The sequence below is a fragment of the Paraburkholderia sp. J94 genome, assembly GCF_905220285.1.
Classification (GTDB): Bacteria; Pseudomonadota; Gammaproteobacteria; order Burkholderiales; family Burkholderiaceae; genus Paraburkholderia; species Paraburkholderia tropica_A.
In genome coordinates, this window is the sequence record NZ_CAJMZH010000004.1 from 457,434 (window position 1) to 473,947 (window position 16,514).

A 16,514-nucleotide genomic window follows, 5' to 3' on the forward strand; every position below is an offset into this window, starting at 1 on the left:
TTGTTGCCGCACCCGGGCCGAAGCCCACGCGCGGCGCGAGACGAGACCATATTTTCAGCATCCGCCTTTCCAGAGGATTCCTTGAGCGAGAAGCCAAAACAATCCACCCTCAGCAAGCCGATCGGTAACGGTGCGGCTTCGAATCCGGCATCGGTTGGCCGCCGGTTGTGGCCCTATCTTAAGCCGCTCTTCTGGGTCTCGATCGCCGCCATCCTCACGCTGGCGCTGGTGGCCGCGACCGAGGCCGGCATTCCCGCGCTGCTCAAGCCGCTGCTCGACCACGGCTTCGGCACCAAGGGCAGCCCGAGCGCGATGTGGATCGTGCCGGTCGCCATCATCGGGCTTGCGCTGGTGCGCGGCCTCGCGCAATACGCGTCGGGCTATCTGCTCCAGTACGTGTCGAACCGCATCCTGCTGGAACTGCGCCTCAAGATGTTCGAGCGCATGATCCACGCGAGCGTCGGCTTCTTCCAGCGCGAGACGGCCAGCACGGTCATCAACGCGATCGTGTTCGAGGTCAACCAGATCCTGAGCGTGCTGATGGGCGTGCTCGTGACGTCCGTGCGCGATTCGCTCACGGTGTTCTTCCTGCTCGGCTATCTGTTCATCCTCAACTGGCGTCTGACGCTGATCGTGGCCGTGCTGCTGCCCGCCATCGGCTGGCTGGTCAGCAAGATCAACCGCCGCCTGCGCCGCCTGAACCGCGAGCACCAGCTGCTGACCAACGAACTGTCCTACATCGTCGAAGAGACCGTGGGCGGCTACAAGGTCGTCAAGGTGCACAACGGCGAGCAGTACGAAATGAACCGTTTCGGCGAGATGAGCCGCCGCCTGCGCGGCTATCAGATGCGCATGACGGTGTCGGGCGGACTCGCGCAGCCGCTTACGCAGTTCCTCGCGTCGATCGCGCTGGCCGTCGTGGTGACCATCGCCGTGGTGCAGGCCTCGCACGACCAGACCACGGTCGGCGGCTTCGTCGCGTTCGTCACGTCGATGCTGCTCGTGATTTCGCCGCTCAAGCATCTGATCGACGTGAACCAGCCGCTGCAGCGCGGCATGACGGCCGCCGAACTGATCTTCGGCCTGATCGACGAACCGGCCGAGCCGGAAGGCGGCGGCAAGCCGCTCGAACGCGCGCGCGGTGAGATCGAGTTCCGCGACGTGTCGTTCGCCTATGGGCCGGAAGGGCGTGCGATTCTCGAACACGTGCACTTCAGCGCGGCGCCGGGCGAGATGATCGCGCTGGCGGGTCCGTCGGGCAGCGGCAAGACCACGCTCGTGAATCTGCTGCCGCGCTTTTTCGATCCGAGCGGCGGTCAGATTCTGGTCGACGGCGTGCCGCTGCCGGAGTACGACATCCACGCGCTGCGCAGCCAGATCGCGATGGTGAGCCAGGACGTCACGCTGTTCAACGACACGGTCGCCAACAACGTCGCGTATGGCCAGAAGGCCGATCCCGCGCGCGTCGAGCACGCGCTGCGCGCCGCCAATCTGTGGGACACGATCGCCGCGCTGCCCGAAGGCATCGCCACGCTCGTGGGCGACAACGGCATGAAGCTCTCGGGCGGTCAGCGCCAGCGCCTCGCCATCGCACGCGCGATCTACAAGGACGCACCGATCTTGATTCTCGACGAAGCCACCTCGGCGCTCGATTCGGAGTCGGAACGCCACGTGCAGGCAGCGCTCGAAACGCTGATGAAGGGCCGCACGACGCTCGTGATCGCGCACCGTCTGTCGACCATCGAGCGCGCGGACCGCATCCTCGTGATGGAAGCGGGCCGCATCGTCGAGCGCGGCTCGCATCAGCAACTGCTGGAGCAGCGCGGCCTGTACGCGCATCTGCACAAGATCCAGTTCCAGCAGCACGCCGCGTAACAACACCTCAAGCTGCATCGAGGAAGGTTGAAGCACCCGAAGGCACGCGAAGTTTGCGTGCCTTCGTCGTATTCGGATGGCTCTGCGTCATCGCGCGTCGCGTAGGGCGCGCAACGGGGCGAACCTCCGCGCACCGGTAGGGCGCGAAGCTGGCGCTATATAATCGCCGGCACCAGATTGCATTGAAAATCACGTCGGACGGGTCATGAAGGTCGGAATTTCCAGCAACGCGCTCAAGCACAGTGGCGGTCTCGAACGCTATGCGATGGATCTCGTGCGCGGTCTCGCCGCGCGCGACATGCGGCCCGCGTTCTTCGCGCGCAAGTTCGATCTGTCGGTGCCCGAATGCGCGCTCGTCGAGCGCTATCGCATCAACGTCGCCTTCCTGCCGGGCAAGCTGCGCGACGTGTGGTTTTCGTGGCGGCTCGCCGCGCTGCGCCGCCGCGCGGCCGTGGACGTGCTGATCGGCTGCAATCGGGTCGATTCGTCGGAGATCGCCATTTGCGGCGGCACGCATCGCGGCTTCCTGCGCGCGACCGGCCGGCCGATGCGCCGCTCCGATCGACGTCAGATCGAGCTGGAGAGCCGCCAATACGCGCAATCGCGCGTGATCGTGGCGCACTCCGAGCTGATGCGCGACGAACTGCGCGAGCTCTACGGCATCGATGACAGCAAGATCCGCGTGCTCTGTCCGCCCGTCGACGGCACGCGTTTTTCGCCCGTGGACGCCGCCGCGCGCGCCGCGCTGCGCAAGCAGTACGGTTTCGCCGAGCACGAAACGGTGCTGCTGTTCCCGTCGAGCAGCCACGAGCGCAAGGGCCTGCCGCTGATCCAGTCGGTGGTCGAGGCGCTCGATCTGCCGGTCGTGGTGGCGGTGGCGGGGCGGCCGCCCGAGCGCGCCAGCGAGCGTGTGCGCTATATCGGTTACGTGAAGGATCTCGAAAACGCCTATCGCGCCGCCGACTATTCGATCCTCGCTTCGACCTACGAGCCGTTCGGCCTCGTCGGCATCGAATCGGTGATGTGCGGCACGCCGGTGATCTTTTCGACCAACATCGGCTGCGCCGACGCCATCGCCGATTCCGCCAAACAGCTTTTCGCGCCCGGCGACGCCGCCGGTCTTCGCCGCATCATCGAGTCGGCCGTCGCCGCGCGCGCGCCGCGCCTCGATGCGGCCCCGAGCGACGCCATCCTCTACGACGCCAGCGTGCCCGCGCACGTGGACGCGCTTCTCGCCCTCGCGGCGGACATCGTTTCCGCCCGATAGTTGCGCCCGTTTGGGTGTCGCGACCGCGTGTCGCGTCGTCCAAACGCCCGCCAGGCGGGGCTTCTCGCGACTTTTCCTGATTCTGGAAGGGTCTTCTGAAAGTACCGGGGTTAACCCTGGTCTTCTAGAGGACTAGGATGTGCACATCGGTCGCATGCACATACCGTCGCACGTCGGCCGTCTAGTCCAAACTGGAGGTCGTATCATGAAGTCCCTGATTCAAGCCGTTGCTGTTGCCGCCGCTCTCGTCGTTCCCGTCGCTTCGTTCGCGCAGCAAGCGCCCGTCACCCGCGCCCAGGTGCGCGCCGAACTCGTCCAGCTTCAGCAGGTCGGCTACCACGTCGGCGATGGCGATCAGGCTCACTATCCGCAAGCCATCCAGGCCGCCGAAGCCAAGGTTGCCGCGCTGAACGGCCAGAGCGCCTACGGCGGTGTGGCGAACGCGTCGCAATCGGGTGTGCGTGCCGCGACCGTGTCGCAGCAAGACTGGAACGCGATGTACTCGCGCTAAGCGCCAGCCCCGCAAGACAGAGAAGCAAGGAATACGCGTGATGCCGCTGGAGGGCGGCACAGCATGAGCTGACGCGGCGATGCGGGCCCGGCGTCCACGCCCTGTGACGGCGCCGGACGCATCGCAAGAAACCTCCACTATCGGCCCTGCCGATGGTTTAGCCCGGGCACGGATGGGTGCCCGGGCGCTTTTTCCCCGGGAGCGGCCGGCCGGTTTGCGAGCGTTTCGTGAGCTTCGTGAATCTGCGGCGGCCCGCGAGGCTGGCGCCGCCGGCGCTAGCGCCCCGGCATCTCGCCGATGAGATCTGCGCCGCGCAGTTGCGCGAGCAACGAATGCGCCTCGTCGAGCGGATTCCCCGACATCGGATGAAAGGCAAAGCGCGGCGACTTCGCCAGCGTCGGAAAATGCTTGCGCGTGCTGCGCGCGTAGGCCGGATCGTAATGTTCGGTCACGAGCGCCTCGGACAACGCCAGGCGGCTATCGTCGTCGAGCAGCTTGCACCACGATTCGATGCGCTCGCGCCCATGCAGCGGCGTGAGCCTGACCAACTGTTCCCGGAAGTACTCGCGCTCGTCGAGCAGATGCCCGTATTCCTCGAGCAGCAGCGCCACGCGTTCCTCGTGCGCCACGTCCACCACGACGCACGGCGCGCCATGCATGGTGTCGACGAGCGAAATGGGCAGCGTGATCGCGCCGATGCGCCGGCTCTCTGCTTCCACGAACACGGGCTGCGTGACGTCGAAGCCGCGCAGCGTCTGCGCGAGCGTGGTGTCGAACCACTTCTGCGAAGGCTGTGCGCGCGAGGGCAACGCGCCGAGCAGCGAACCGCGATGCGCCGCGAGCGCTTCCAGATCGAGAATCTGCGCGCCGGCCCGGCCGAGCGCCTGGAGCAGACGCGTCTTGCCGCTGCCGGTCGGCCCCGTGAGCACGAGATAGCGGAACTGGGCGGGCAGGGCGTCGAGCGCTTCGAGCACGCTGTGGCGGTAGGACTTGTAGCCGCCTTCGAGTTGCCGCGCGCGCCAGCCGATCATGTTGAACATGGCCGTCATCGAGCCGGAGCGCTTGCCGCCGCGCCAGCAGTAGATGAGCGGGCGCCAGTTGCGCGGACGGTCGGCGAAGGTCGTGTCGAGATGATGCGCGATGTTGCGCGCGGCGAGCGCGGCACCCAGACGCGTGGCGTCGAACGGCGACTGCTTGTACAGCGTGCCGACGATCACGCGCTCCTCGTTGCTGAGCACGGGCGCGTTGATCGCGCCCGGCATGTGGTCCTCGGCAAATTCGAGCGGCGTGCGGACGTCGACGACCTCTTCGAATTCGCCGAGCTGGGAAAGGGTGACGCGCTGGTGATTCAACTGCGGTGCTCCGGTGATGCGATGACTGCGTGCTGCGCTGCGGCTACATCAGCACGATATCGTACTGTTCCTGACTCAAATTCGATTCCACCTGCAACGACACCGGCTTGCCGATGAAATCGATCAGCATCGCGAGATGCTGCGACTCTTCTTCGAGGAACAGGTCGATCACCTGCTGCGACGCCACCACGCGGAACTCGCGCGGATTGAACTGACGCGACTCGCGCAGGATTTCACGCAGCACGTCGTAGCACACCGTGCGCGACGTCTTCACCTGACCCTTGCCCAGACACGTGGGGCACGGCTCGCACAGCACATGCGCGAGCGATTCGCGCGTGCGCTTGCGCGTCATTTCCACGAGACCGAGTTGCGAGAACCCATTCACGGTCACGCGCGTGCGGTCGCGCGCGAGCGCCTTCTTGAGTTCGCCGAGCACCTGGTCGCGATGCTCCAGGTTCTCCATGTCGATGAAGTCGATGATGATCACGCCGCCCAGATTGCGCAGGCGCAGTTGCCGCGCGATCGTGTGCGCTGCTTCGAGATTGGTCTTGAAGATCGTGTCGTCGAAGTTGCGCGCGCCCACGTAACCGCCCGTGTTCACGTCGATCGTCGTCATCGCCTCGGTCTGGTCGATCACGAGGTAGCCGCCCGACTTCAGGTCCACGCGGCGCGACAGCGCACGCTGGATTTCGGCCTCGATGTTGTAGAGGTCGAACAGCGGACGCTCGCCCGTGTAGTGATGCAGCTTCGGCAGCACGGCCGGCGTGAACTCGCCCGCGAATTCGCTGAGCTTCTGGAAGGTCTCGCGCGAATCGACCTGGATGCGCGTGGTCTCGTCGTTGACGAAGTCGCGCAGCACGCGCTGGCCGAGGTTCAGGTCCTGATAGAGCAGGCTCGTGGCGGGCAGGCGCTGCCCTTGCGCGAGAATGGTCGCCCACGTCTTGCGCAGATAGGCGACGTCGGCGGCCAGTTCTTCACTCGTGGCGTCTTCGGCGATCGTGCGCACGATGTAGCCGCCTTTCTCGTCGGCGGGCAGCACGGCCGTGAGGCGCGCGCGCACGGCTTCGCGTTCGGCTTCGCTCTCGATCTTCTGCGAGATGCCGATATGCGGCTCCTGCGGCAGATAGACGAGCGTGCGGCCCGCGATGCTCACTTGCGTCGAGAGGCGCGCGCCCTTGGTGCCGATCGGATCCTTCACGACCTGCACCATCAGCGTCTGACCTTCGAACACGGTCTTTTCGATTGGCTGATGATGCGCGCTCGAATGCGTTTCACCGGCGATGCGCGGATGCCAGATATCGGCCACGTGCAGAAACGCGGCGCGCTCCAGACCGATGTCGATAAAGGCCGACTGCATGCCGGGCAGCACGCGCACGACCTTGCCGAGATAGACATTGCCGACGCGCCCGCGCGACAGCGTGCGCTCGACGTGAAGCTCCTGTACTGCGCCCTGCTGGACCAGCGCGACGCGCGTCTCCTGTGGCGTAATGTTGATCAGGATTTCTTCGTTCATGATTGTTGTTTAAAAGTCGATGCTCGCGGCGCGCAGGAGGGCGGCCGTTTCGAACAGAGGCAAACCCATGATACCCGAATAGGAACCGTCGATTCGCTCGACAAATTCGGCCGCGCGGCCCTGAATGCCGTAGGCGCCGGCCTTGCCGAACGGCTCGCCGCTCGCCACATAGTGGGCGATCGCGGCGGGCAGGGCGGCTGCGAAACGCACATGCGAACGCGAGACCGCGACGGGCAGGCACACGCCTTCCGCGTTGACCACGGCCACGGCGGTGAGCACTTCGTGCTCGCGGCCTGCGAGGCGTTCGAGCATCGCGTAGGCGTCGGCGGCGTCGTGCGGCTTGCCGAGGATATGGCCGTCGATGCTGACGGTCGTGTCGGCGGTCAGGATCGGCGCGTGCGCATGCGCGCCCGCCACGAGCCGGGCGCGCGCGGCGTCGGCTTTCGCGGCGCACACGCGCTCGACGTAGACGGCGGCGCTTTCGCCGGGCAGCACGGCTTCGAGCGCTTCGGCGTCTTCGTCGGGACGCGGCAGCAGCAATTCGAAACGCACGCCGAGCTGTTGCAGCAGCTCCTGGCGGCGCGGGCTCTGCGAGGCGAGATAGACGAACGGATAAGTCGCGGTGGTGGTCATCGGGGCGTCTTCACGGGGCGGAGTTCGGGTGGGAGCAGGCGTTGCGGCGTCGATGCGTGCGGCATCGCGCGGGGGCACGACGGGCGCGCTTCGGCATCCGCATGGGCTCCCGCGTTCGCTTACGCGTTGGTTCCCGCATGAGTTCCCGCATGAGTTCCCGATTGTGCCTGCTTCGAGCCTGCATTGCGCCAGCCATGATGACCGGCTGGCGGCCATCGAAGCAGCGGTCAATCGGCCATCAAGCCAGCATCAATCGGATATCAGGCGGGTTTCAGGCGGGTTTCAAGCGCGTATTAAACGGGTTTCAAACGCGATGATAGGGGTGATTCTGCGTGATGGTCCACGCGCGGTAAAGCTGCTCGGCGAGCAGCACGCGCACCATCGCGTGCGGCAGGGTGAGGGAGGACAGGCGCAGCAGCGTGTCGGCGCGCGCCTTGAGCTGCGGATCGAGCCCGTCCGCGCCGCCGATCAGGAAGGCCACGTCGCGGCCGTCCTGCTGCCAGCCGGGCAGCGCCTGCGCAAGCTGCATCGTGGTCCAGTCCTTGCCGCGTTCGTCGAGCGCGACGATGCGCGCGTTCTTCGGCAGCGCCGCCTCGATGCGCGTGCGCTCGGCGGCCATCACGCTTTCGGCGGAGCGGCCCGACGAGCGCTGCTCGGGCTTCACCTCGCGCAACTCGATGCGCAGCTCGGGCGGCATGCGCTTCGTGTATTCCTCGAAGCCCTCGGCAATCCAGTCCGGCATCTTGTGGCCGACGGCGACGATATGCAGTTTCATCGTGCGGTGTTCGGCGCGCCGCGCTTACTTCGCGCTCTTGCGGGCGACCGTCTTGCGCGCGGTCTTCTTCGCGGCGACCGGCGCTTCGATTTCGTCTTCGTCCTCGTCGTCCATCGGCTCGCTCGGACGCGCGCCCACGAAGCCCGTGTTGGTCCCGAGCTTCACGCGCACCGGCTTGTCGCCCCAGATTTCCTCGAGGTTGTAGTACTGGCGCAGCGCCGGTTGCAGGATGTGGACGATCGCGTCGCCGCAATCCACGAGCACCCATTCGCCGGTTTCTTCGCCTTCCGTGCTGACGATGTCGCCGCCGGCTTCCTTGACCTTCTCGCGCACGCTCGAAGCGAGTGCCTTGGTCTGTCGGTTCGACGTGCCGCTCGCCACGACCACGCGATCGAACAGCTCGGTCAGATGGCTCGTGTTGAAGACGCGAATGTCTTGTGCCTTGACGTCTTCGAGAGCGTCGATGATGGTGCGCTGAAGTTTGCGGATGTCCATATTTACCCGTGGTGCCTGTACAAATGATGTTGAAGAATATAGTCCCACACTGGCGCGGGAATCTTTTCGGCGATGTCGCCGGCGCGTTGCCGCGCCGCCACGCAGGCGGCGATATCGCGCCGGATTTCGGTCGCCGAGACGTCGAGTGCGAGCGTGTCGTCGATCAGCAGATGGCCGTTCGGCGTGCTCGCGAGCGTGGCTGCGCCGGCGCGGCGCGCGGCCACTTCGGCGGCCACGTCGGCGGGCAGCGCCGCAAAATCGAAGCCGGGACGGCTCGCCACGCCCAGATGCGCGAGCGCGAACAGCTCGCGCCATTCGTGCCACGAATCCAGATGCAGCAGTTGATCCGCGCCCATCAGCAGCGTGAGCGCGGCCTGTGTATTGCTGACGCCGTTCGCGTCGGACTTCGCACGCCAGCGGCGCAGCGTTTCGACCGTGTAGGTCGGGCCGTCGTGCTCGATCTCGTCGGTGTCGACCGTGACCGTCACGCCCGGCAGCGCGAGCGTGGCGGCGGCGGCGCGCGTCATCGCGAGCCGGTGCTCGGCGGGCGTCACGCCGGGCTTTTGCCACGGCTGGCCCGCTGGCAGCAGGATCAGCTCGGTCAGGCCGAGCACGCGCGCGAAATGGCGCGCGAGCGCCAGATGGCCCGCGTGGATCGGGTCGAAGGTGCCGCCGAGCAGGCCGACGCGCCGTGCGAGCGCGTGGGCCGGGGCGATGAACGCTTGCGTCACGGTGTCAGATCCAGTCGCGCACGGGCAGGAAGTCGGTGTAGAGGCGCGCTTCGGGCGTGCCCGCTTCCGGCTCCCAGTCGTAGCGCCAGCTTGCGCTGGGCGGCATCGACATCAGGATCGATTCGGTGCGGCCGCCGCTTTGCAGGCCGAAATGCGTGCCGCGGTCCCAGACGAGGTTGAATTCGACATAGCGGCCGCGCCGGTACGCCTGGAATTCGCGCTCGGCCTCGCCGTAGGGCAGGGCGCGGCGTTTTTCGATGATCGGCAGATACGCCTTCAGAAAGCCTTCGCCGACGCTCTTGAGCATCGCGAACGCCTGCTCGAAGCCGCCTTCGGCGTAGTCGTCGAAGAAAATGCCGCCCACGCCGCGCGCTTCGTTGCGGTGCTTCAGGAAGAAGTACTCGTCGCACCACTGCTTGAAGCGCGGATACAGATCCGCGCCGTAGGGCGCGAGCGCGTCGCGGCAGACGCGGTGGAAATGCTGCGCGTCTTCCTCGAAGCCGTAATACGGTGTCAGATCCATGCCGCCGCCGAACCAGAACACAGGCGCTTCGCCGGGCTTGGTGGCCATCAGCAGGCGCACGTTCATGTGCACGGTCGGGCAGTACGGATTGCGCGGATGCAGCACGAGCGAGACGCCCATCGCCTCGAAACCGCGTCCGGCGAGCTGCGAGCGCGCCGCCGTGGCCGAGGGCGGCAGGGCGTCGCCTTGCACGTCCGAGAAGCCGATGCCGCCGCGCTCGAAGAACTGGCCGTTCTCGATGATGCGCGTGCAGCCGCCGCCGCGCAGCTTTTCGCCGGGCGCGCGCTGCCAGGCGTCGGTCGCGAAGGGCGTGCCGTCGAAGGCGCCGAGCGTGTCGGCGATCTGCGTCTGCAGGCCCGCGAGCCAGGCGCGTACTGCCGCGCTATCGGGCGTGGCGCCGGTCTGGCCAGTCTGAATCGGTTCGTTCATCGGTGCTGAAGGGTGGTGCCGGCCTGAGGCCGGACGGTGCCGCGCCATGCCGCGCGGGTGTCTGGGCGCTGCGTTGGCCAAGCCGCCAGGGCGGGGCCGCCGATAAGCGGCAGTGTAGCGCCGCCGCCGCCTGGCTTCGAGGCCCGTCCGCGCCGACGCCACAGGCGAAGAGGCAACGGACGTCGAAACGGCGGGGCCGACGGGGCGACAGGCGCGGCGGCACGAAAGGGCCAGATAGCGCACGGGCGCCGCAAGGCGCCCGCCGTCGAGACGCGGTGCGCGAGCCGTGGCCCGCGCGCCGCGCATGCTGCCTTACTGCTTGCGCCCTGCGGCGCGGTAGCCGATGTCGTGGCGATACTGCATGCCGTCGAACGAGATGCGGTTCACCGTCTCGTAGGCCACGTTCTGCGCGCTGCGCACCGAGTCGGCGAGGCCGACCACGCACAGCACCCGGCCGCCCGCCGTCACCAGCTTGCCGTCGACGAGCTGCGTGCCCGCGTGGAAGGTGACCGAGTCGTCGGTTTCCGCCGGGATTTCGCTGATGCGATCGCCCTTGCGCGGCGTTTCCGGGTAGTTGTACGCGGCCAGCACCACGCCGAGCGCGGTGCGGCGGTCCCATTCCAGCTCGACCTGATTGAGCGTGCCGGCGATGGCGTGCTCGACGACCTTCGAGAAGTCGCCCTTCAGGCGCGCCATGATCGGCTGCGTTTCCGGGTCGCCCATGCGGCAGTTGAATTCGAGCGTCTTCGGGTTGCCTTGCGCGTCGATCATCAGACCGGCGTACAGGAAGCCCGTGTAACGGATGCCTTCCTTCTCCATGCCCGCCACGGTCGGCAGGATGATTTCGCGCATCACGCGTGCGTGCAGCTGCGGCGTGACGATCGGCGCGGGCGAGTAGGCGCCCATGCCGCCCGTGTTCGGGCCCTGATCGCCGTCCTGCAGACGTTTGTGGTCCTGGCTCGACGCCAGCGCCAGCACGTGCTTGCCGTCGACCATGACGATGAAGCTCGCTTCCTCGCCCGCGAGGAATTCCTCGATCACGACGCGCGCGCCGGCGTCGCCGAGCTTGTTGTCGGCGAGCATCGAATCGATCGCCTGATGCGCTTCTTCCAGCGACATCGCCACGACCACGCCCTTGCCCGCGGCGAGGCCGTCGGCCTTGATGACGATGGGCGCGCCGTGCTGGTCGACGTAGGCGTGCGCGGCCGTCGCGTCGGCGAAGGTCTCGTACGCGGCGGTCGGAATGTTGTGGCGCTTCATGAACGCCTTCGCGAAGTCCTTCGAGCTTTCGAGCTGAGCGGCTTCCTTGCTCGGGCCGAACACCTTCAGACCGCGCGAGCGGAACACGTTGACGATGCCCGCGGCGAGCGGTGCTTCCGGGCCGACCACGGTGAGCGCCACCTGTTCGCGCTCGGCGAAATCGGCAAGCTCGTTGATGTCCGTGATGTCGACATTGGCGAGCCGCTCGTCCTGCGCGGTGCCGCCGTTGCCCGGTGCGACGTAGACGAGCTGCACGCGCGGCGACTGGGCGAGTTTCCACGCCAGCGCATGTTCGCGGCCGCCAGAACCGACGACGAGTAACTTCATGTAAATCCCCGAAAGACCAGAACCAGAAACAGTTGCGGCTGGCGCGACCTGCGCCAGCCGTGGAATTCGCGTGAGGGCGCGGGGCTGCCCGCGCCCGCGCCGATGCCGTTATTCGTCGGCGATCGACGCGTTGGTGTACACCTCCTGGACGTCGTCCAGGTTTTCGAGCGCGTCGAGCAGCTTCTGCATCTTCACGGCGTCGTCGCCGGTGAACTCGACTTCGGTCTGCGGCTTCATCGTGACTTCGGCCACTTCGGCCTTGAAGCCCGCGGCTTCCAGCGCGTCCTTGACCTTCTGGAAGTCGTTCGGCGGGCAGACCACTTCGATACTGCCGTCGTCGTTCGTCACGACGTCGTCGGCGCCCGCTTCGAGCGCGGCGTCCATCAGCTTGTCTTCGGGCGTGCCCGGCGCGAACACGAACTGGCCGATGTGATCGAACATGAACGACACCGAGCCGTCCGTGCCCATGTTGCCGCCGAACTTCGAGAACGCGTGGCGCACTTCCGCGACCGTGCGGGTGCGGTTGTCGGTCATGGTGTCGACGATGACCGCCGCGCCGCCGATGCCGTAGCCTTCGTAGCGGATTTCTTCGTAGTTCGCGCCGTCGACGCCACCCACGCCGCGCTGGATCGCGCGGTTGATGTTGTCCTTGGGCATGTTCGCGTCATAGGCCTTGTCGACGGCCAGACGCAGACGCGGGTTCGAGTCGATTTCGCCCCCGCCCATGCGCGCCGCCACCTGGATTTCCTTGATGAGCCGCGTCCAGACCTTGCCGCGCTTGGCGTCAGCCGCGGCTTTCTTGTGTTTGATGTTGGCCCATTTCGAATGACCCGCCATACCTTTCTCCGTCGCACGCTCCGCGCGTGCATGGTGCTAGTGCAGTTGTCGTTGCTGCGTGTCGATGCCGCAGTGCTCAATGCTCAATACGATTGCCGGGCGCGGGCTCGCGCTGTCGAGCGGCGTGGCCGGTGTGCCCTTGAGTGTCTTGTCCGCCCTGGGTGGCTGGCGCCGAGGCGCCGATCGTTTCCGATCGTCCGGTTCAACGCGTTCGAGGCGTCCGGCGTGCACGGCTCACGCGTGCGGGACCGGCTTCCGGTGCGCGCGCTGGGGCGCATCGGGCTGGCATCGGTTCCGTCGCAGGTGGCGCCGCGTGCGGGACCGGCCGTGCTTCGGACCGTCGCGACCGTCAGGTGGATCTGAATTTTATCACGGCGGGACCCGTCGGCTTCGCCCGTCGCTGCGATTGCGCGCGTCGCGCGGGTCGTGATCGGCTGGCTGGGTGGAGCGGGTGAGGAATCGGCCGGGCCGGGCAGGGCGGATGGAAACGGGGTCAGGCGGGAAGTGCAGCGGGGAGTGCGGCGGGAAGCGAGGCAGGACGGTCGGGCCCGGACGCGCGGCAACCGCCCGCGCGCCCGGCCCGGCCGCCCGGGTGCGTCTTAGTTCTTGGTGCCGAACAGGCGGTCGCCGGCGTCGCCGAGACCCGGGATGATGTACGCGTGGCTGTCGAGGTGCGAATCGAGCGAGGCCACGTAGAGCTTCACGTCCGGGTGCGCCTTCTGGAACACGTCGACGCCCTCGGGCGCGGCCACCAGCGCGAGGAACAGGATGCGCTCGCCGGGCACGCCGCGGCGCTTGAGCACGTCGATGGCGTGCGCCGCCGAGTAGCCCGTGGCGACCATCGGATCGCAGAGGATGAAGGTGCGGTCTTCCAGATCCGGCAGGCGCACGAGGTATTCGACCGGACGGTGGTCGTCGGCGCGATAGACGCCGATATGGCCCACGCGCGCCGACGGCACCAGTTCGAGCAGGCCGTCGGACATGCCCACGCCCGCGCGCAGCACCGGCACGATCGCCAGCTTCTTGCCGGCGATCACCGGCGCGTCGACTTCGACGAGCGGCGTCTGCACGCGGCGCGACGCAACCGGCAGGTCGCGCGTGATTTCATAGCCCATCAGCAGCGTGATTTCGCGCAGCAGCTCGCGGAACGTGCGCGTGGACGTGTCCTTGTCGCGCATGTGGGTGAGCTTGTGCTGGATCAGCGGGTGATCGAGGATGAAGAGATTCGGAAAACGGCTGTCCTGTTTCATGGCGGGGCGCACAAGGCTGCAAGGGATATCGGGGGCGGCGGACGGCGGCATCCGGGGATCGGGGCCCATCCGCGCTACAGCCGCAAGTATACGGGAACGGCGCGGGGAATCACGCGCGAATGCCTGGTCGCCGTCACTCCGATGCGTGCTCGCCGCCTGGCCGCCGCACGGCCCCCGACGGTTCCCGACGGCGCGCGCCAGCCGCCCGCCGACGCCCCGGATCGAAGCCGCGTCCCACGCGCGCGGCGCGATTCTTCTAGAATCGCAAAAATCGGACGCGGACATCGGCGCAGGTTTGCCGTCATGCCGCCGTCACGGATCGTTCATGCAGGCACGCAAAGAGGACACAAGAAGATGGACATGGGCATCGCAGGACGCAGCGCGCTGGTGTGCGCGGCGAGCAAGGGACTGGGGCGCGGCTGCGCCGAGGCGCTCGCCGCCGAAGGCGTGAACGTGACGATCGTCGCGCGCACGGCACAGACGCTCGAGGAAACCGCCGCGCAGATCCGCGCCGCGACGGGCGTGGAGGTCAAGGCCGTGGCCTGCGACATCACCACCGAAGCGGGCCGCGCCGCCGCGCTGGCGGCGTGTCCGTCGCCGGATATTCTCGTGAACAATGCGGGCGGTCCGCCGGCGGGCGACTTCCGCAGCTACACGCACGAGCAGTGGATCGCCGCGCTCGAGGCGAACATGCTCACGCCGATCGCGCTGATCCAGGCCACCATCGACGGCATGAGCGCGCGCGGTTTCGGGCGCATCGTCAACATCACGAGTTCGTCGGTGAAGGCGCCGATCGACGTGCTCGGCCTGTCGAACGGCGCGCGCTCGGGGCTCACGGGCTTCGTCGCGGGCGTGGCGCGCCAGGTCGCGAGCACCGGCGTGACGATCAACAACCTGCTGCCGGGCGCGTTCGACACCGACCGCATCCGCGCGACCATCGTCGCCCAGTCGCAGAAGCAGAATCTCTCGCTCGACGAAGTGCGCGCGCGCCGCGTGAAGTCGATTCCGGTCGGCCGCTTCGGCACGCCCGACGAATTCGGCCGCGCCTGCGCGTTCCTGTGCAGCGTGCACGCGGGCTACATCACCGGACAGAACTGGCTGATCGACGGCGGCGCTTACCCTGGCACGTACTGAGCGGGCACGTACTGAACGCGCTTCGTGCGCGTTCGACCCGCCGATCGACCCCGTAGCGACTTTTTCACCACCCCCAAGACGAACACCAAGGAGCAGAAGGCCATGCCCACCCGCGTCGCGCTGATCGCGCACGACCACAAGAAGGACGACATCGTCCGGCTGACCGGCGAATACGTCGACACGCTGCGCCGTTGCGCGCTGCTCGCCACCGGCACGACCGGCGGCCGCATCGAGGCGGCGCACGGCCTGAACGTCGAGCGCATGCTGTCCGGCCCGCACGGCGGCGACCTGCAGATCGGCTCGCAACTGGCCGAGGGCAAGGTCGACGTGGTGATCTTCCTGCGCGACCCGATGACCCCGCAGCCGCACGAACCCGACATCAACGCACTGGTGCGCGCCTGCGACGTGCACGACGTGCCGTGCGCGACCAACATCTCGACCGCGCGCATGATTCTCGACGTGCTCACGCTGCGCATGAAGGACGTGGTCTGAGCGGTGCGCCGCGCGCGCAGACTGAACAGATCGAATCCGACTTTTGCACGACTCAAGGAGACATGAGATGAGCAAGGCAATCCGATACGACAAGGCCGGCGGCCCCGACGTCATGAAGTGGGTGGACGTCGAAGTGGGCGAGCCGGGCGAGGGCGAGATCCGCGTGAAGCAGACCGCCTGCGGACTCAACTATATCGACGTGTATTTCCGCACCGGTCTCTATCCGCAGCCGCTGCCCGCCGGTCTGGGCATGGAAGCGGCGGGCGAGGTGACGGCGGTGGGCGCGGGCGTGACGAGCGTGAAGGTGGGCGAGCGCATCGCCTATGTCGCGCGTCCGCCGGGCGCGTATGCGCAGGAGCGCGTGCTGCGCGCCGACCAGGTGATCCGCGTGCCCGATTCGATCAGCGACGAGCAGGCCGCCTCGCTCATGCTGCAAGGCCTGACCGCGCAATACCTGCTGCGCCGCACGTATCGCGTGAAGGCCGGCGACACGATCCTGATCTCGGCGGCGGCGGGCGGCGTGGGCCTCATCGTCTGCCAGTGGGCGAAGGCGCTGGGCGCGACCGTGATCGGCACCGTGGGCTCGGACGAAAAGGCCGAGATCGCGAAGGCGCACGGCTGCGATCACCCGATCGTCTACACGCGCGAGGACTTCACGGCGCGCGTGCGCGAGATCACGAACGGCGCGGGCGTGCCTGTGGTCTACGACTCGATCGGCAAGGACACGTATACGAAGTCGCTCGACTGCCTCGCGCCGCTGGGCATGTTCGTGAGCTTCGGCAATGCGTCGGGGCCGCTGCCGCCGATCGATTCGTCGGAGTTCGCGGGACGCGGCTCGCTGTTCTTCACGCGTCCGACCTTGTTCACCTATATCGCCAAACGCGCCGACTATGAAGCGATGGCGGCCGAGCTGTTCGAGGTGGTCGCGTCGGGCAAGGTGAAGACGTCGATCAACCAGCGTTACGCGCTCCAGGACGTGGGCCAGGCGCATACCGATCTCGAAGCGCGCCGCACCACGGGATCGACGATTCTGCTGCCGTAAAGACGCCGTTTAGTTCCGGCGTATTCAGCCTGAAACAAGGCGCGCATGCCCGCCATGCGCGCCTTTTT

General features: G+C 67.2%; 16 protein-coding genes. 6 read left to right on the forward strand and 10 right to left on the reverse strand.

The genetic code is table 11. The annotated features are described in order from the left end of the window. The first annotated feature begins 81 nt into the window (after positions 1–81). The 3 genes from msbA to U4Y88_RS10725 all read left to right on the forward strand — a co-directional run bounded on the left by msbA (position 82) and on the right by U4Y88_RS10725 (position 3,653). On the forward strand, positions 82–1,875 hold the full coding sequence (gene msbA, locus U4Y88_RS10715) for a lipid A export permease/ATP-binding protein MsbA (protein WP_224016899.1): 1,794 nt from the start codon (positions 82–84) through the stop codon (positions 1,873–1,875). A 205-nt stretch (positions 1,876–2,080) separates the two neighbouring features. Continuing rightward, positions 2,081–3,142, forward strand: coding sequence for a glycosyltransferase family 4 protein (locus tag U4Y88_RS10720; RefSeq protein ID WP_224016901.1), 1,062 nt, complete (start codon positions 2,081–2,083; stop codon positions 3,140–3,142). A gap of 205 nt (positions 3,143–3,347) precedes the next feature. Next, positions 3,348–3,653, forward strand: coding sequence for a DUF4148 domain-containing protein (locus tag U4Y88_RS10725; RefSeq protein WP_224016904.1), 306 nt, complete (start codon positions 3,348–3,350; stop codon positions 3,651–3,653). Between the two features lie 275 nt (positions 3,654–3,928). Here the strand turns inward: U4Y88_RS10725 and mnmH are convergent, their stop codons facing one another. From mnmH to upp, 10 genes are all read right to left on the reverse strand, one after another. After that, on the reverse strand, positions 3,929–5,005 hold the full coding sequence (mnmH, locus tag U4Y88_RS10730) for a tRNA 2-selenouridine(34) synthase MnmH (protein WP_321783809.1): 1,077 nt from the start codon (positions 5,003–5,005) through the stop codon (positions 3,929–3,931). Between the two features lie 43 nt (positions 5,006–5,048). Next, the gene (gene rng / locus U4Y88_RS10735; RefSeq protein WP_065064480.1) at positions 5,049–6,518 is read right to left on the reverse strand and encodes a ribonuclease G; all 1,470 of its coding nucleotides are present in this window, start codon (positions 6,516–6,518) and stop codon (positions 5,049–5,051) included. Between the two features lie 9 nt (positions 6,519–6,527). After that, positions 6,528–7,151, reverse strand: coding sequence for a Maf family protein (locus tag U4Y88_RS10740; RefSeq protein WP_224016909.1), 624 nt, complete (start codon positions 7,149–7,151; stop codon positions 6,528–6,530). Between the two features lie 304 nt (positions 7,152–7,455). Then, positions 7,456–7,926, reverse strand: a complete 471-nt coding sequence (rlmH, locus tag U4Y88_RS10745; RefSeq protein ID WP_103701478.1) for a 23S rRNA (pseudouridine(1915)-N(3))-methyltransferase RlmH — start codon at positions 7,924–7,926, stop codon at positions 7,456–7,458. Between the two features lie 24 nt (positions 7,927–7,950). Next, complete coding sequence (gene rsfS, locus U4Y88_RS10750) at positions 7,951–8,421, reverse strand: ribosome silencing factor (protein ID WP_310631982.1); 471 nt, start codon at positions 8,419–8,421, stop codon at positions 7,951–7,953. Positions 8,422–8,423: 2 nt separating this feature from the next. Beyond that, entirely contained in the window at positions 8,424–9,152 is a 729-nt protein-coding gene (locus tag U4Y88_RS10755; protein WP_224016913.1) for a nicotinate-nucleotide adenylyltransferase, read from the reverse strand. A gap of 4 nt (positions 9,153–9,156) precedes the next feature. Continuing rightward, positions 9,157–10,104 (reverse strand): oxygen-dependent coproporphyrinogen oxidase, encoded by a 948-nt coding sequence (gene hemF / locus U4Y88_RS10760; RefSeq protein WP_310631983.1) that lies wholly within the window; start codon positions 10,102–10,104, stop codon positions 9,157–9,159. Between the two features lie 312 nt (positions 10,105–10,416). Continuing rightward, positions 10,417–11,691 carry a phosphoribosylamine--glycine ligase gene (purD, locus tag U4Y88_RS10765; protein WP_224016917.1) on the reverse strand — a complete coding sequence of 425 codons (1,275 nt, stop codon included), beginning with the start codon at positions 11,689–11,691 and terminating at the stop codon, positions 10,417–10,419. Between the two features lie 108 nt (positions 11,692–11,799). Continuing rightward, entirely contained in the window at positions 11,800–12,528 is a 729-nt protein-coding gene (locus U4Y88_RS10770; RefSeq protein WP_224016919.1) for a YebC/PmpR family DNA-binding transcriptional regulator, read from the reverse strand. Between the two features lie 599 nt (positions 12,529–13,127). Further along, a complete protein-coding gene (gene upp, locus U4Y88_RS10775) occupies positions 13,128–13,778 on the reverse strand; it encodes a uracil phosphoribosyltransferase (protein WP_224016921.1) in 651 nt (216 codons plus the stop codon). A gap of 354 nt (positions 13,779–14,132) precedes the next feature. On the opposite strand from upp, the gene U4Y88_RS10780 reads away from it, so the two are divergent. The 3 genes from U4Y88_RS10780 to U4Y88_RS10790 all read left to right on the forward strand — a co-directional run bounded on the left by U4Y88_RS10780 (position 14,133) and on the right by U4Y88_RS10790 (position 16,446). Beyond that, positions 14,133–14,912, forward strand: coding sequence for an SDR family oxidoreductase (locus U4Y88_RS10780; RefSeq protein ID WP_224016924.1), 780 nt, complete (start codon positions 14,133–14,135; stop codon positions 14,910–14,912). 102 nt (positions 14,913–15,014) lie between these two features. Further along, positions 15,015–15,404 (forward strand): methylglyoxal synthase, encoded by a 390-nt coding sequence (locus tag U4Y88_RS10785; protein ID WP_224016926.1) that lies wholly within the window; start codon positions 15,015–15,017, stop codon positions 15,402–15,404. A gap of 67 nt (positions 15,405–15,471) precedes the next feature. Beyond that, positions 15,472–16,446, forward strand: a complete 975-nt coding sequence (locus U4Y88_RS10790; RefSeq protein WP_310634080.1) for a quinone oxidoreductase — start codon at positions 15,472–15,474, stop codon at positions 16,444–16,446. Positions 16,447–16,514 lie beyond the last annotated feature (68 nt).

What these genes read in the sequence shown, in the direction of transcription:
- U4Y88_RS10720 (WP_224016901.1), top strand. Translation starts at nt 2,081, where the DNA reads ATGAAGGTCGGAATTTCCAGCAACGCGCTCAAGCACAGTGGCGGTCTC.
- U4Y88_RS10725 (WP_224016904.1), top strand. Translation starts at nt 3,348, where the DNA reads ATGAAGTCCCTGATTCAAGCCGTTGCTGTTGCCGCCGCTCTCGTCGTT.
- rng (WP_065064480.1), bottom strand. Translation starts at nt 6,518, where the DNA reads ATGAACGAAGAAATCCTGATCAACATTACGCCACAGGAGACGCGCGTC.
- U4Y88_RS10740 (WP_224016909.1), bottom strand. Translation starts at nt 7,151, where the DNA reads ATGACCACCACCGCGACTTATCCGTTCGTCTATCTCGCCTCGCAGAGC.
- rlmH (WP_103701478.1), bottom strand. Translation starts at nt 7,926, where the DNA reads ATGAAACTGCATATCGTCGCCGTCGGCCACAAGATGCCGGACTGGATT.
- rsfS (WP_310631982.1), bottom strand. Translation starts at nt 8,421, where the DNA reads ATGGACATCCGCAAACTTCAGCGCACCATCATCGACGCTCTCGAAGAC.
- hemF (WP_310631983.1), bottom strand. Translation starts at nt 10,104, where the DNA reads ATGAACGAACCGATTCAGACTGGCCAGACCGGCGCCACGCCCGATAGC.
- purD (WP_224016917.1), bottom strand. Translation starts at nt 11,691, where the DNA reads ATGAAGTTACTCGTCGTCGGTTCTGGCGGCCGCGAACATGCGCTGGCG.
- U4Y88_RS10770 (WP_224016919.1), bottom strand. Translation starts at nt 12,528, where the DNA reads ATGGCGGGTCATTCGAAATGGGCCAACATCAAACACAAGAAAGCCGCG.
- upp (WP_224016921.1), bottom strand. Translation starts at nt 13,778, where the DNA reads ATGAAACAGGACAGCCGTTTTCCGAATCTCTTCATCCTCGATCACCCG.
- U4Y88_RS10780 (WP_224016924.1), top strand. Translation starts at nt 14,133, where the DNA reads ATGGACATGGGCATCGCAGGACGCAGCGCGCTGGTGTGCGCGGCGAGC.
- U4Y88_RS10785 (WP_224016926.1), top strand. Translation starts at nt 15,015, where the DNA reads ATGCCCACCCGCGTCGCGCTGATCGCGCACGACCACAAGAAGGACGAC.
- U4Y88_RS10790 (WP_310634080.1), top strand. Translation starts at nt 15,472, where the DNA reads ATGAGCAAGGCAATCCGATACGACAAGGCCGGCGGCCCCGACGTCATG.